General features: G+C 43.1%; 12 protein-coding genes. 9 read left to right on the top strand and 3 right to left on the bottom strand.

The genetic code is table 11. The features are described 5' to 3' along the window. Positions 1-9 precede the first annotated feature (9 nt). The 6 genes from VX941_12980 (at position 10) to coaD (ending at position 7,675) form a co-directional block, all read left to right on the top strand. Positions 10-819 (top strand): class I SAM-dependent methyltransferase, encoded by an 810-nt coding sequence (locus tag VX941_12980; protein ID MEE2934320.1) that lies wholly within the window; start codon positions 10-12, stop codon positions 817-819. Positions 820-959: 140 nt separating this feature from the next. Beyond that, a complete protein-coding gene (locus VX941_12975) occupies positions 960-2,162 on the top strand; it encodes an ATP-grasp enzyme (protein ID MEE2934319.1) in 1,203 nt (400 codons plus the stop codon). Positions 2,163-2,164: 2 nt separating this feature from the next. After that, positions 2,165-3,178 carry a D-alanine--D-alanine ligase gene (locus VX941_12970; GenBank protein MEE2934318.1) on the top strand — a complete coding sequence of 338 codons (1,014 nt, stop codon included), beginning with the start codon at positions 2,165-2,167 and terminating at the stop codon, positions 3,176-3,178. Positions 3,179-3,355: 177 nt separating this feature from the next. Continuing rightward, complete coding sequence (locus VX941_12965) at positions 3,356-4,075, top strand: HAD-IA family hydrolase (GenBank protein MEE2934317.1); 720 nt, start codon at positions 3,356-3,358, stop codon at positions 4,073-4,075. Positions 4,076-4,395: 320 nt separating this feature from the next. After that, positions 4,396-7,167 (top strand): DNA gyrase subunit A, encoded by a 2,772-nt coding sequence (gene gyrA / locus VX941_12960; GenBank protein ID MEE2934316.1) that lies wholly within the window; start codon positions 4,396-4,398, stop codon positions 7,165-7,167. A gap of 1 nt (position 7,168) precedes the next feature. Beyond that, a complete protein-coding gene (coaD, locus tag VX941_12955) occupies positions 7,169-7,675 on the top strand; it encodes a pantetheine-phosphate adenylyltransferase (protein ID MEE2934315.1) in 507 nt (168 codons plus the stop codon). Positions 7,676-7,889: 214 nt separating this feature from the next. Here the strand turns inward: coaD and VX941_12950 are convergent, their stop codons facing one another. Further along, on the bottom strand, positions 7,890-8,873 hold the full coding sequence (locus tag VX941_12950; protein MEE2934314.1) for a hydroxyacid dehydrogenase: 984 nt from the start codon (positions 8,871-8,873) through the stop codon (positions 7,890-7,892). 168 nt (positions 8,874-9,041) lie between these two features. Here VX941_12950 and VX941_12945 point away from each other — a divergent pair, with 168 nt between their 5' ends. Continuing rightward, positions 9,042-9,638, top strand: coding sequence for a hypothetical protein (locus VX941_12945; GenBank protein ID MEE2934313.1), 597 nt, complete (start codon positions 9,042-9,044; stop codon positions 9,636-9,638). A gap of 139 nt (positions 9,639-9,777) precedes the next feature. Here the strand turns inward: VX941_12945 and VX941_12940 are convergent, their stop codons facing one another. Further along, positions 9,778-10,392 (bottom strand): hypothetical protein, encoded by a 615-nt coding sequence (locus VX941_12940; GenBank protein ID MEE2934312.1) that lies wholly within the window; start codon positions 10,390-10,392, stop codon positions 9,778-9,780. Positions 10,393-10,675: 283 nt separating this feature from the next. Between VX941_12940 and VX941_12935 the strand changes: the two genes are divergently transcribed. Both VX941_12935 and VX941_12930 read left to right on the top strand, forming a co-directional pair. Beyond that, positions 10,676-11,431 (top strand): nitroreductase, encoded by a 756-nt coding sequence (locus VX941_12935; protein MEE2934311.1) that lies wholly within the window; start codon positions 10,676-10,678, stop codon positions 11,429-11,431. After that, complete coding sequence (locus VX941_12930) at positions 11,428-12,123, top strand: SDR family NAD(P)-dependent oxidoreductase (GenBank protein MEE2934310.1); 696 nt, start codon at positions 11,428-11,430, stop codon at positions 12,121-12,123. Before VX941_12935 ends, VX941_12930 begins: the two co-directional genes overlap by 4 nt. Before the next feature lie 8 nt (positions 12,124-12,131). On the opposite strand, the gene VX941_12925 is transcribed toward VX941_12930, so the two are convergent. Then, a complete protein-coding gene (locus VX941_12925) occupies positions 12,132-12,917 on the bottom strand; it encodes a Sua5/YciO/YrdC/YwlC family protein (GenBank protein ID MEE2934309.1) in 786 nt (261 codons plus the stop codon). Positions 12,918-13,230 lie beyond the last annotated feature (313 nt).

Genomic DNA, 13,230 nt, shown 5'->3' with positions numbered 1-13,230 from the left:
GGTTTACAGATGAAAACGCTTAGGCCGATAACACCACATTCCATTTTGACTGAAAAACTGAAACAACTTAGGAATGATCCTTCATTAAAGGAAACAAGCGACATTTTCCAAAAAGAACTAAACCGCGTCTACCTTTTAGCTTCCGGCCTGGATAAGTATCTCGAAGAAAATACCACTAGTGAGCCCGCATATTTGGCATCTCTTTCGCAAGAAACCCGTGAATTTGACTGGGAAGCTGATCGAGAAAAAGTTGATGTCTTTTTGGAAGCTGAAATGTTATCGGGGCATGTTGAAGGACAATTCCTCAAAACACTTGTTTCGGCAACTAAATCAAAAAAGATTTTGGAAATAGGCATGTTTACTGGTTACTCGGCAATTTCCATGGCAAGGGGGCTGCCCGATGATGGCGAGTTAATAGCTTGTGAAATAGATGCTGAAGCTGCTGCCATCGCAGAGAAAAGTATCCTTTCTGCTGGTTTGAAGAAAAAAATAAAAATAATAATCGGGCCAGCTATGGATACCTTGAAAAAAATATCAAAACAAAATTTGACGTTTGATTTTGTTTTTGTTGATGCCGACAAGCAAAATTATACAAACTATGTGCAATATATTCTAAAAAACAATCTTCTGCGCATTGGTGGTCTGTGTGTGGTCGACAATACCCTTCTTCAAGGAGAAGCATACTTGGATAGCTCTGACAGATCCGAAGCCGGTCAAGCCATAAATTTGTTTAATCAATACCTAAATAATGAAAAACAAATGGAACAGGTAATAATTCCACTTCGTGACGGCGTTACCGTTTCCGAGCGCGTAAAATAAAAGCATAAATGATGAAGGCTAAAATACGTGGTCGCCTGCACGGCATTTTGTACTTTCTGGTTTTAACGGGTCTTGCCCCCCTAAGTTTTATTATTTTTTGTATTGCCAACTTGATGCGCTTGTTTTTGCGGAACGCTGTAATGCAAAGAACAGATAGTCAGAACATCCTCCTTACCGGTGGCAAGATGACAAAGGCATTACAGCTAGCTAGGCTACTACACAGATCAGGCCATAAAGTTTATCTTTCCGAAGTAGCAAAATTTAGTTGTTCAGGGCACGCATTTTCAGCGTGCATACATAAATTTGTACTGCTTCCTGATTTAAAAGAAGGTCTCAGGTCCTACCTCAGTGCAATTCGTAAAATCGTAACGGATGAAAAAATAGACCTTGTGATTCCTGTTGCCAGTCCAAAGGTTGTATATTTTGACTCTGATGTTAAAAAAGCATTGAAAGGACAATGCCAATTTCTCCACTTTGATATGGAGGTTCTGAAAGTACTCGATGATAAACATCGTTTGTGTGAAATAGCCTCAGAATTAGGATTAACTGCGCCCGAAGTGCATAGAATTGCAAACCGTAAAGATTTAGATCGCATTAATTTAAAACAGTCGAAAAAGAAATTTATTCTTAAGAATCTTTCATATGATCCTCTCAATAGACTTGACAGGCCGCTCATACCGTTTCCCGACCAATCAGAGTATTTTAGTAGATTAAGTTTTTCAGAAAAAAATTCTTGGGTATTACAAGAATTTATAGAGGGCACGGAATACTGCACACATTCTTTGGTGCACAAAGGTAAAGTATTGCTGCACTGTTGTTGTCTATCATCGGATTTTCAGCTTCGGTATAAGCATATTGATCATAGAAAAATTTTTGATTGGATTAGTTCCTTTGCAAAAAAATTAAGTCTTACGGGCCAGATTTCGTTTGATTTTATTGAAAATAATAGGGGCGAGATTATGCCTATTGAGTGTAATCCGCGCACACACTCAGCTGTCACTACTTTTTATAATTCGACACGGCTTGCGGACACTTATGTAAAGCCATCATCTTTGGTGAAGTATGATCCTATCACACCGAGAGAAGATGCGCGCGAGACTTATTGGATTTATCATGAATTGTTCGAGCTATTTTCAGCATTTTCCGCCGCTAAGCTTATTGAAAAAACTAAACTCGTTGCACTGGGGAAAGAAGCAATTTTTGATATGCATGACCCACTTCCATTTTTGATGGTTTATCATTGGCAGATTCCATTGCTGTTATTAAAAGCGGTATTTACCGGTAACAAGTGGTTAAGGATTGATTTTAATATCGGTAAACTCGTCGAGCCTGGTGGAGATTAATTTTGGCCGATAATAAGCACGTTTACCATGTTTGTGGTTCGCCAACGTCTGAATTCTTCCACGAATTGTCACTTATCTATGCAAAGAACACAATCCTACCAAAAGGATGGAAGGAGGATTTTATTGTAATTGAGCCTAACGGTAGTTGGCGCATCGGACACTCTTTATCTCAATTGTCCGATGCAAAAGCATCAAAAGAAATAATAAATAACCTGCACAAAGGTTCACTCATAGTCCCCCACCTGTTTTGTTATGAAGGGATGACAGCGTGCAGAGATTTTTTTGAAAAAAAATTATCTTTTAAAATGATTGGTTCGCCGGGTTCTGTGATGGCGCTAGCCGCGGATAAAAATCGCACACGCAAGTGTGTGGTCCAAAATGGGGTGAATATAGCCGATGGTGGGCTAACGTCGGAGATCGATGTTCAATTACTCTCTTTTCCGATAATAATAAAGCCCAATAAGCAGGATAATTCCGTTGGTTTAACAATGGTCACCCGGCCAAATGAATTACAACGTGCAATCGAATTGGCTGAGGCATCAGATAGTTCTGTCCTTGCAGAAAAATACATAAACGGGCGTGAGATTAGGGTTGCTGTATTAGAAACCTCCGAGGGTTATCTTATCCCCCCCATTATCGAATATCTAGTTACTCCTCAGAACCCTATTCGAACTATTTCTGATAAATTAAAAATTGATACAAGGGGAAAACCGCAAGACCAAGCGCTATCAACACCGGTCAAGATGGTTTGCCCAGCTGATATTGATTGTGATTTGTACGAGGAAATTCGATCTCAAGCGCTAAGGGCTCATAAAGCACTAGGCGCCAGGCATTACTCTCTTTTTGATTTTCGGATAGAACACGGGTCAAACAGGCCGATTTTTTTGGAAGCAGGATTATTTTGGTCTTTCAGTAACGCCGCAATGATCACAAAAATGCTGCGAGCTGGCAGTATGGACATCCCCTCTATTATCAAAGACGTCTGGGAATGTAGAGATTTTGTAAGCGAGCACTAGAATTGTTCGAATGGCACTCGATATCATGGACACCCATAATGTTTTTTAGGGTTTACCGCTAATGATATGCAAACTAATCTTCAGTATAGGCGACGGTAAATTCATATCCTGTCTAAATCTTACAAACCGTTATAAATATTCTAAGGGGCTGAAATTTTCTTTTAACAAGGTGCAAATATGCGAATTACCTTTGGCGAAGTAAGGTGTATCTATTTAGGATCAATAGGAACACTTGTTGAAACATCGGAATTGCAACTTCTTGCGTTCAACTCAGCATTTAAAGAATACGGTCTTTCATGGAACTGGGAGTTGAAGGAATACCAGGAAATGCTGGTAAAGGCAGGAGGGCAAGATCGTTTAAAAAGATACGCCGAGTCGTGTAATACCAATTTAGACGAGGAAAGTATCAAAGCCTTACACGTACTTAAAACTCAATTTTTTGAAGAACTACTGCAGTCGAAGGTTTTGTTCCCCCGTGAGGGTGTTGCAGAACTAATGACCACATGTTCAAAAAATAGAATTATGTTATGCTGGATCACATCTACGTCACAGCGAAATATAAATGCGATCAGCAATTCCTTACAGGGAAAATTAGATTTTAACCTATTTGATCTGATCACTAGTGAAAATGATTGTATTAAGTCTAAGCCGGACCCGGAAATTTATCTAAACTCCATAGAAAAAACGCAGGTCCCCAGACACTTGTCGGTTGCAATAGAGGACAGTGAGAGTGGCTTTTATTCTGCGGAAAAGGCCGGCCTTAAGTGTCTAGTCGTTCCAGGTGAGTACAAGAAATCACAGAACTATGCCAGTTCTGCTTGTGTTTTAACGAGCCTTAAGAATTTTCACATTGATCAAAATGATTTAGGATTTTGCGGCGCTTCCGCCACAACCTAATTCATATTTTACCAAATGGTAGTTCCGGTCCGAAACTTTCGTGGCGGTTCTGTTAATCGGGCATAAGCGAATCATATGACCGATCTTCGCACACCATTGCATATTTGTCGATTTTTTCACATATAAGCTATTGTTATATAATAATAAATATTAACTTTACACCGCTTGTAGGGATGTCTTGCGAGTGTTAATAAATAGCGGAAAACAATAGCTGAGTGCCATAGCGTGCAACTCGTCTTTAACGGTAATTCAGTCGTTAATTAATTATAAGAAGGCATGATGTGAGCCAACCGCCGCAAAACGTCAATCCTGGTACTTATATGCAGGTTACGATTGAGGAAGAGATGCGTAACTCTTACCTCGATTATGCAATGAGCGTAATCGTTAGCCGTGCACTGCCTGATGTAAGAGATGGTCTCAAGCCTGTGCATAGGCGAATTCTTTATGCGATGAAAGAAAACGGGTACGACTCTTCTAAACCGTTCCGTAAATCTGCTCGGATTGTTGGTGATGTCATGGGTAAATATCATCCCCATGGAGATCAAGCCATATACGATGCCATGGTAAGAATGGCGCAGGACTTCTCTATGCGCCTTCAGTTAATCGACGGCCAAGGTAATTTTGGATCGATGGATGGCGATCCGCCGGCAGCAATGCGGTACACCGAAGCGCGGCTTGCTAAAGCAGCAGAATCGCTATTGGATGATATTGACAAGGACACAGTTGATTTCCAGTCTAATTATGATGACTCAACTGAGGAGCCATCTGTTTTGCCGGCGCGCTTTCCTAACATGTTGGTTAACGGTGCCGGCGGCATTGCTGTTGGAATGGCAACAAATATACCGCCCCATAATTTAGGTGAGGTGATAGACGCTTGTGTGGCGACCATTGAAAATCCCGAAATTAGTATTGCCGACCTGATAACAATTGTTCCAGGGCCAGACTTCCCAACCGGGGGGATAATCCTGGGCCGAACGGGCATTCATTCTGCTTTTCATACTGGGCGGGGCTCTGTTGTAATGCGAGCAAAGACCCATACGGAAGTGGCAAGCAAAGATCGAGAGGCAATTGTCGTTACTGAAATTCCTTTTCAGGTTAATAAATCTCGGATGCTAGAGCGGATTGCAGAGGTAGTTCGCGACAAAACGGTGGAGGGCATTTCAGACCTCCGTGATGAATCTGACCGCGAAGGGGTTCGGGTTGTCATAGAGCTCAAGCGCGATGCCATGACAGAAGTTGTGCTTGCTCAGCTATATAGGTTTACCCCACTCCAAACAAGTTTCGGCGTGAACATGTTGGCGTTAAATGGCGGCAGGCCAGAGATGCTCAACATTAAACAAGTCATAGACGCTTTTCTTGCGTTTCGTGAGGAGGTAATTACAAGACGCACTATTTATGAGTTGAGTAAAGCTCGAGAAAGGGCGCATATTTTGGCAGGGCTTTTAGTTGCAATTAGCAATCTTGATCCTGTTATTGATCTTATACGAAAGGCAAAAGACCCTGTGGAGGCGAGGGAAAATTTGATGGCTACACCTTGGCCTGCGTCCGATGTTGAAGATTTTATAAAAATAATAGACGACCCGGGCCACGCCGTTGTGGGCGGGAAGTATCAATTCTCCGAAGAGCAAGCACGAGCAATTTTGGAGTTACGTTTGCAACGTCTCACTGGGATGGAACGCGATAAATTGATTGGAGAAACCGAAGATTTGGCTTCTCAAATCAACAAGTATTTGGGAATTTTAGGGTCAAGATCTTTGCTCCTCGAGGTAATGCGTGCAGAATTAGTCGAGATGAAAGATGCTTATGCTGATGAGCGAAGGACCGAAATCAGCGATGTAGAATTTGAACACGATATCGAAGATTTAATCCAGCGCGAAGATATGGTCGTGACTGTTACCCATGGTGGATATATCAAACGCGTGCCACTTTCGACATATCGTGCGCAGCGACGAGGGGGCAAGGGGCGCGCTGGCATGAGCACTCGAGAGGGTGATTTTGTTAGCAGGGTCTTCGTTACATCTACTCACACGCCAGTCCTATTCTTTACATCGCGTGGAATGGTCTTTGAAATGAAGGTGTACAAGTTGCCGCTGGGGGGGCCGCAAGCGCGCGGCAAAGCCATGGTTAATCTTTTGCCGCTCAAGGACGGTGAAGTAATTTCCACAGTTATGCCATTGCCTGAGGACGAGACGACTTGGGATGGCTCGCAGATTATGTTTGCGACATCGAAAGGTAATGTTCGGCGAAATAAACTTTCTGATTTTACCAACATTAAAGCTAACGGAAAAATTGCCATGAAACTTGCTGATGGTGATGGTCTTGTTAATGCGCGGGTATGTGATGAAAGCAAGGATATTATGTTATCCACGCAAAATGGGATTTGTATTCGGTTCCCCGTACCTGATGTTCGTGTTTTCAGCGGGCGAACTTCAACGGGGGTGCGCGGCATAAATCTCGGTGATAACGACCAGGTAATTTGGATGTCTGTTTTGCAGCACACAGACACCAGCGCCGAACAAAGAGAGGTTTTTATACAAGCCTCTCGAGCTCGTCGAAGGCTGGAAACGCGCGATAAAGAGGCATGGAAACAGGAGGATTTGGAAAGGGATCAAGAGCGAGCAAAAGCTTTGGAAAATGAGGGATTTCAGAAAATGCTCGAGGAGGAGGAATTCATCCTGTCTATCTCTAATGATGGTCGTGGTCAGCTAAGTTCAGCTTATGAATATAGGCCAGCAAAGCGTGGTGGAAAAGGCGTGACTAACATGGATATTGGTAAAGGCACTGCGGCTAAGATTGTTGCTGCATTCTCAGTTGAGGATAAAGACCAAATAATGTTGGTGACTGATGGAGGTAAACTGATTAGGTGCCCGCTTAATGATGTTGGGATTAAGGGGCGCGGTTCTCAAGGGGTATCGGTTTTTAAGGTTGATGATGATGAAAAAGTAGTATCAGTGGCGAGGCTTAGTGATGTGGGTGACCCTGAAGAAAATCCCGAAGATACCATGAATAGTGGTAAAGAAACAGCCGAGGGGCCGGTGGGTGTTAACAAACAAGAAAACAATCAGCACAACGAATTGGGTGAGGAAGACTGATATGGTCGAGCGAGTGGGGCTTTATCCCGGGACATTCGATCCAATCACCAATGGACATTTGGATATTGTTGAGCGTGCGGCAGCACATCTTGTTGATCGCCTGATTATTGCAGTTGCTATAAATGTTAGTAAATCACCTGTTTTCTCTTTCAAAGAGCGCGTGGCAATGGTTCAGGAGCAGACCGCACCGCTGGCTGACAAGTATGGTATTAAAATAGAGGCGCGAGGCGTTCAAGGGTTATTAGTGGAAACTGCGGTTGAATGTGGTGCCAGTATGCTAATACGCGGTTTACGTGCTGTTTCAGATTTTGATTACGAGTTTCAGATGGCCTCAATGAACCGTAAGCTTGAGGATAAAGTTGAGACGGTATTCTTAATGGCCAGTGAGAATTACTTATTTGTAGCCTCTAGTTTGGTGAAGGAAATATGCCAACTTGGTGGCGATATTGAGCAGTTTGTCCCGGCTGAGGTTGCGATTGCCATGCGAGAGAAATTTTCCAACGAATAGCGCGTTGGGCGTTTTAAAAATTGCAAATTTTTTAATTTAGATGATGTTCCGTTAACTCTCTCAAGCCTTTTGTAGCGTTTGAATTCGATCTATCTGCTATTGCTAAAAGCTGCTTTAAGGAGGTGGCCTAAACGTTACTCTAACGCCATCCTTGTTTATTTCTGTCGTTAGTCGCCTAGCATCAGTAATAACTTGAGTAAAAAGGCATGCGATTTTACTGGGTACCGTTGTAAACTTCTGGATTAACTAGAAACTTTTGCGCTGGTTTTTCCCCATCGATAATCAGGCACGCGTTTATGGCTGCTTGGCGGGCAGTAGTTTCGATTACATTGAGGGTACGGGATGAAACGTGGGGCGTCATGACCAAATTAGGCGCGCGTAGCAGTGGATTGTCAGGTGCGGGCGGCTCCGGGTCAAAAACATCTAAGCCGGCTCCGGCAATTATTCCTTTTGAAAGAGCAGCGGCTAAAGCTAGTTCATCAACAATCGAGCCGCGCCCATTATTGATGAAGTAAGCCGTTGGTTTCATCATTGCAAATGTCGTCTCATTGAATAAATGACGGTACTGCTGCCGGCCAGGCGCATGGACACTTACGATATCAGAAATCCGAAGGAGTTCGTCAATGGTATTCATACACTTTATATCAGTACCGAAAGCTTCCTCTGGAGCATTGGGGCTGAAGGCACAAAGTTTCACACCAAAAGGGCGAGCCATCGATGCAACAATCCTTCCTATATGTCCAAGACCAACAATTCCGAGAGTTTGCCCCGACAATCCAGCGACACAGTACTCATTCTGTGACCAAATTCCTTCCCGCATCTCATGCGCCAAGGGCACTATTTTGCGCGTGACCGCTAAAATAAGAGAGAAAGCGAGCTCTGCAGTGGCCTGAGCATTTAAGCCCGCACCATTGCAAACTACGATGCCACGTTCGGTGGCAGCATTGACGTCAATGGAATCAAGCCCTGCGCCAACCTTTATTATACCTTTGAGTTTTGAGGAGGCATCCATAACAGCAGCCGTGATAGACGCTCGGCGCACAACTATGGCATCAACTTGCTGGGAACTGGCTGTCTCAATCAATTCTTCTACTGGAGACGGGTTATTGGAATCAAAAACTACCACACCTTTTTGTTTAAAATATTTTAAACCTTCCTGACCAATGCCGTCAGCAGTAATTAATACTTTTTTGCTCATGTTAACTCTCAAAAATATTATTTAATTTACTGTTTTAATTATTCTTTTGATAACCAATATAATTAAATTTTAATCGTTTGGGTAAAATGTTGATTGTGCTCATAACGGCAGTCTGAGATATTGATATCACACTTCGCCTATTAACCTAGTACGATGGATTCATTAGACATGAGGGAAAGACTGCATCAACCAATAAATTTTCTCGTATGGGTGCATTTGATCTGCTTCTTCAGTGTTAGTGTTTCCGCGCAGGCGATTTTAGGATCGGAAAATTGTAAGTCAATTTCACCGGGGCCTTCATTCAAAGTTGTTGCCGAGACAGATAGTCTCTTGGACCGTTCAGTAAAAGATTATGTCACTGCTGCCTTTGAATCTGAGGGAATGAGTTTGCATCCCAAACCGATGTTAAGAATTCTTTACCGTACAGAGATTGAGCAAATAAATGATAGCGCGCCCAAAACAGGTATGGTCGAAGCTCATAGTAAGAGCTGGGCTGGAAACGAAGTGTTCGTTCATTTGTGGCGAAGCAATTCCAATAGTGTTCTAGGGGGGGCAAGGGGGGTGCGTGCACATCAAACTCTGGCTACCTATCTTCGGTTGGTAATTGAGGTGAGCGACATCAATGATTTAAGTTGTGTGTGGCGGGGGAGAGCTATAGCCAGTTTAAAAGGTTGGAGGAAGAGGGAGCTATTGAGGCAAATGATTCCCCCTCTGATCAAAAAGTTTGGCAGAACAACAACACGCGTGGATGTTATTCTCAGATAGCTGGACAATCTAGTTTCTTAAAAACGTAGTTATTACTTCGATCATAATTTTGAATTCCTGCGTAAAAAAAGTACTCATTAGTTTACACCTAGGCGTCAAACAACTCATTCAGCGGCGTTGAGCACCATACTTTTAACTTTCAATATACCCGAGGAATTTGTTGTTGAAATTTTGGTGCGTCGGCGGCAGGAGTAACGGGTGTGGGTATGGGGTTTTGAATGGATGAGACTGGTTTGCTTGGCGGGTCTAACTGAAGATTACTAGTTCCTGGCATCGGCATAGGGCCCGTTTCAGCGCCACCTGGTGCATCCGGGTCGCGAATGGCAACGGTAATGGAAATTTCCGAACCCCTCCAGTTCTTTGGGGTGATTTGAACGGTCGCTGTTCTATTTTTTCGAATGAATGTGAGGACGCTTGTTGTAGATAAAACGCTGGCAACAGGTTTCCAATTTAGCTGGGGCATCTGCTGCTGATAAAATGCAAAAATCTGACTAATACTCTGATCTGCATCGAGAACAAGGCGTCCGGTCCAGTAATCTTTGCTACTGAGCACGAGTGATGCGTCTGCATCAAATCGAGCGCCGTTGGGTATTGGTATATCAGTTGTGGGTTGGAAACTTGAACGTGTTATACTTCCAGTAGTCCCTGGTGCTGTGGGGACTAATGGCGCTGACCTGCAGGCTACCAACGTGACCAATAGGACCAAAGCGACTGCATGAAACGTATTGGTTAATGTTTTACGTGGCTTTGTCATCTGAAATCCTGTTCGATCGTCTCCGTATTTTTCTGCATATGCGCATTACAAAAACAATTTACTCAAAAAACCGCTTTATACCCTGTGACTGGCTTCTTGTGCATTTACCGACGTTTGCACTGTTTTCACATGTCAGCACACCTACGAATGTGTTAAAGCATAAATTAATTTTATAGTTATAAGCATTGTGATGATTGAGTTATAAATATCAAATATTATGAACTGTCTTCAAAGTATTGGTATTACTGTAATTCTATTTCTATTAAATAAGTAAAGGGAAGTAATGTCAAGTACGGCCGAAAATGAAAATAAAATAGACCCCAATGATAATGATTGTCTGGATACTTTGAATTTGGTTGACAGGGCGATCGTGAGTCGTGGCTCAACACGTGCATTTTTATCAACCCCAGTTGAGCACAGTCTTATAAAACAAATTCTTTCTGTTGCGGCGTATGCCCCAAGCGGATCAAATATGCAGCCATGGAAAGTTACGGTGTTAGCGGGAAGTGCCCGTCAAAGACTTTCCGATGCAATCTGTGAGGCTTTCTTTTCCGGTGACAATGGTAACGAAAGAAGTTGGAAGTACTACCCGGATGAGTTTTTCGAGCCTTACAAAGCACGACGGAGAGCCTGCGGTATTGGGCTTTATCAGACGTTAGGTATTGCAAAAGGAGAAACTGAAAGAATGCGTCGTCAGCGGGCCCGTAATTATAAGTTTTTTGACGCACCAGTTGGGATGATATTCTCAATTCACAACGACCTTGAAATTGGCAGCTGGATGGATCTAGCAATGTTTTTGCAAACAATTATGGTGTCGGCTAGTGGACATGGATTGCATACTTGTGCGCAAGCAGCGTTCGGCGACTACCATGAGATCATCAGAGAACACCTTGGGATACCGGATGATGAAACCGTGGTCTGCGGCATGGCGATTGGTTATGCCGACCTCAAACAAAAAGTGAATAAATATCGACCTCAGCGGGAACCATTATCCAGCTTCGCAAACTTTCAATTTTATGATGAAGAAGTATCAGTATGACCAACAGTGCATTGATTGTGGGCGCGGGTAGAGGGCTTAGTGCAGCTTTTGCTCGCCGTCTTTCTGATAATGGATATAAAGTAGCACTGGCGGCGCGAAACATTGATAAGCTCAGTAGCATAACTTCTGATTGCAATGCCATTTGCAAGGCTTGTGATTGCAGCGATCCACAATCGATCTCTGAGCTTTACAACTGGACGGACACTGAATTAGGAGATTTGTCGTTAGTACTCTTCAATGCAAGCGAACGTCTGCGGGGTGCCATAGAAACGCTCAAAACCGATGAGGTAAAAAAAGCAATATTAACATCATGTTACGGTGGTTTTATGGTTGGCCAGGAGGCTGCCAAACGAATGTTAGGGCTGGGGCGGGGTGCCATTTTTTTCACTGGTGCATCTGCTAGTATAAAGGGTTATCCACAATCGTCTCCATTCGCGATCTCAAAATTCGGATTAAGGGGGCTTGCCCAAAGTTTAGCTCGTGAACTTGCGCCAAAAAATATTCACGTCGCTCATTTTGTAATAGATGGAGGTATTTCTACTGGGGATGCTGATCCACGTAATATAAATGGCGAGAAAGATGCACTACTAAAGCCAGAGGCAATCGCTGATACTTATTTTCAGGTATTGCAGCAACACAGAAGTGCATGGAGTTGGGAAGTTGAGGTGCGTCCATGGTGCGAAAACTTCTGATTTTTATTTTAGTAATATGCGCCCTGCCTAAAGTCCCAGGTATTAAAGTGGTCAGAAAGTAGGTTTGTGATTTTGTCTACGCTCAGACCCTTCCGAATAAGAGTGGGAGCTGGAAGAATTCCACGCTGGCCCTTCTGTTCCGGTACTAATACGCCTTCCTCATCAACCATTGATATCATAACACCCTGCTCATAGCGGGTTTTCTCGCTACTATTAGGCTGAATTGAGGCAACGTATTCATCGGCAGCAACAATCATATCGACGCCCGACTCAATTTTAGATCCAATTCCGGAAATGACGCCGCGGTTTCCTTGCCCCGATGGGTTAGCTGAGCTTGCAAAGCAAAGTTTTTTATCTTGTTCCCAAAGGACCTTCGCAAACTGTTCGGACGGTGTGCCGAAACGTATAACAAAACAACTCGTCTCGCGTTTATCCATCATATAGTTCTGGGAGCCGTCGTCAGGGATAAATGATTTCCCTGATTTAGACCAAGGCAAGATGCAGCCGAGTAGTATATCATGGTCCCAGTGATCCTGATAAAAATTCAGTATTTCATCGTTAAGCACGGCTAATTTTTCAAGTTGACTGATCGAACTACAGAGAACTACACCCGGTTTATTGCGCGCGCGCTCTTTCACATCAAATTTTCGATCTAGGCCGCGTTCATCAGTGGTCATTATAATATAACCAACCTTTGTTGGGCTCACGATGATGCCACCGGGCTTTCTTAAAACTTTTAATGCACTCGGATCTATGTTGCCGCTCCATTGGCGGAATGCCACAGTTTTAGTCATTCTTCTACCATTATTTAAAGCCCGGATATTCAATGATTTGGCCGGGCGGTTACTGTTCTATTTTGAAAGTTTTGCGTAACACCAGTAATTCAACCACGTACAGCAATTTAAACAAATTTCAATTAACAATGTAAATGGGGCTTTTTGTTAATGTAAAAAAGTTTTTTTAAACAAGAGCAAATTTGCTTATTAACTGAGGGGTTTTGGAGAAAAATCTTGCTGATTGGGCTCAGAACTAGGGGGGCGGTTGATCCTGCCATCTTTTATGCATGTGACAGATTTGCAACAGTGTTGAACAAGAATATTGCAAAAT

This window comes from Pseudomonadota bacterium (genome assembly GCA_036339585.1).
Lineage (GTDB): Bacteria > Pseudomonadota > Alphaproteobacteria > UBA8366 > UBA8366 > UBA8366.
Note: the sequence above shows the minus strand (reverse complement) of the source record. Positions and strands in the feature narration are given on the sequence as shown.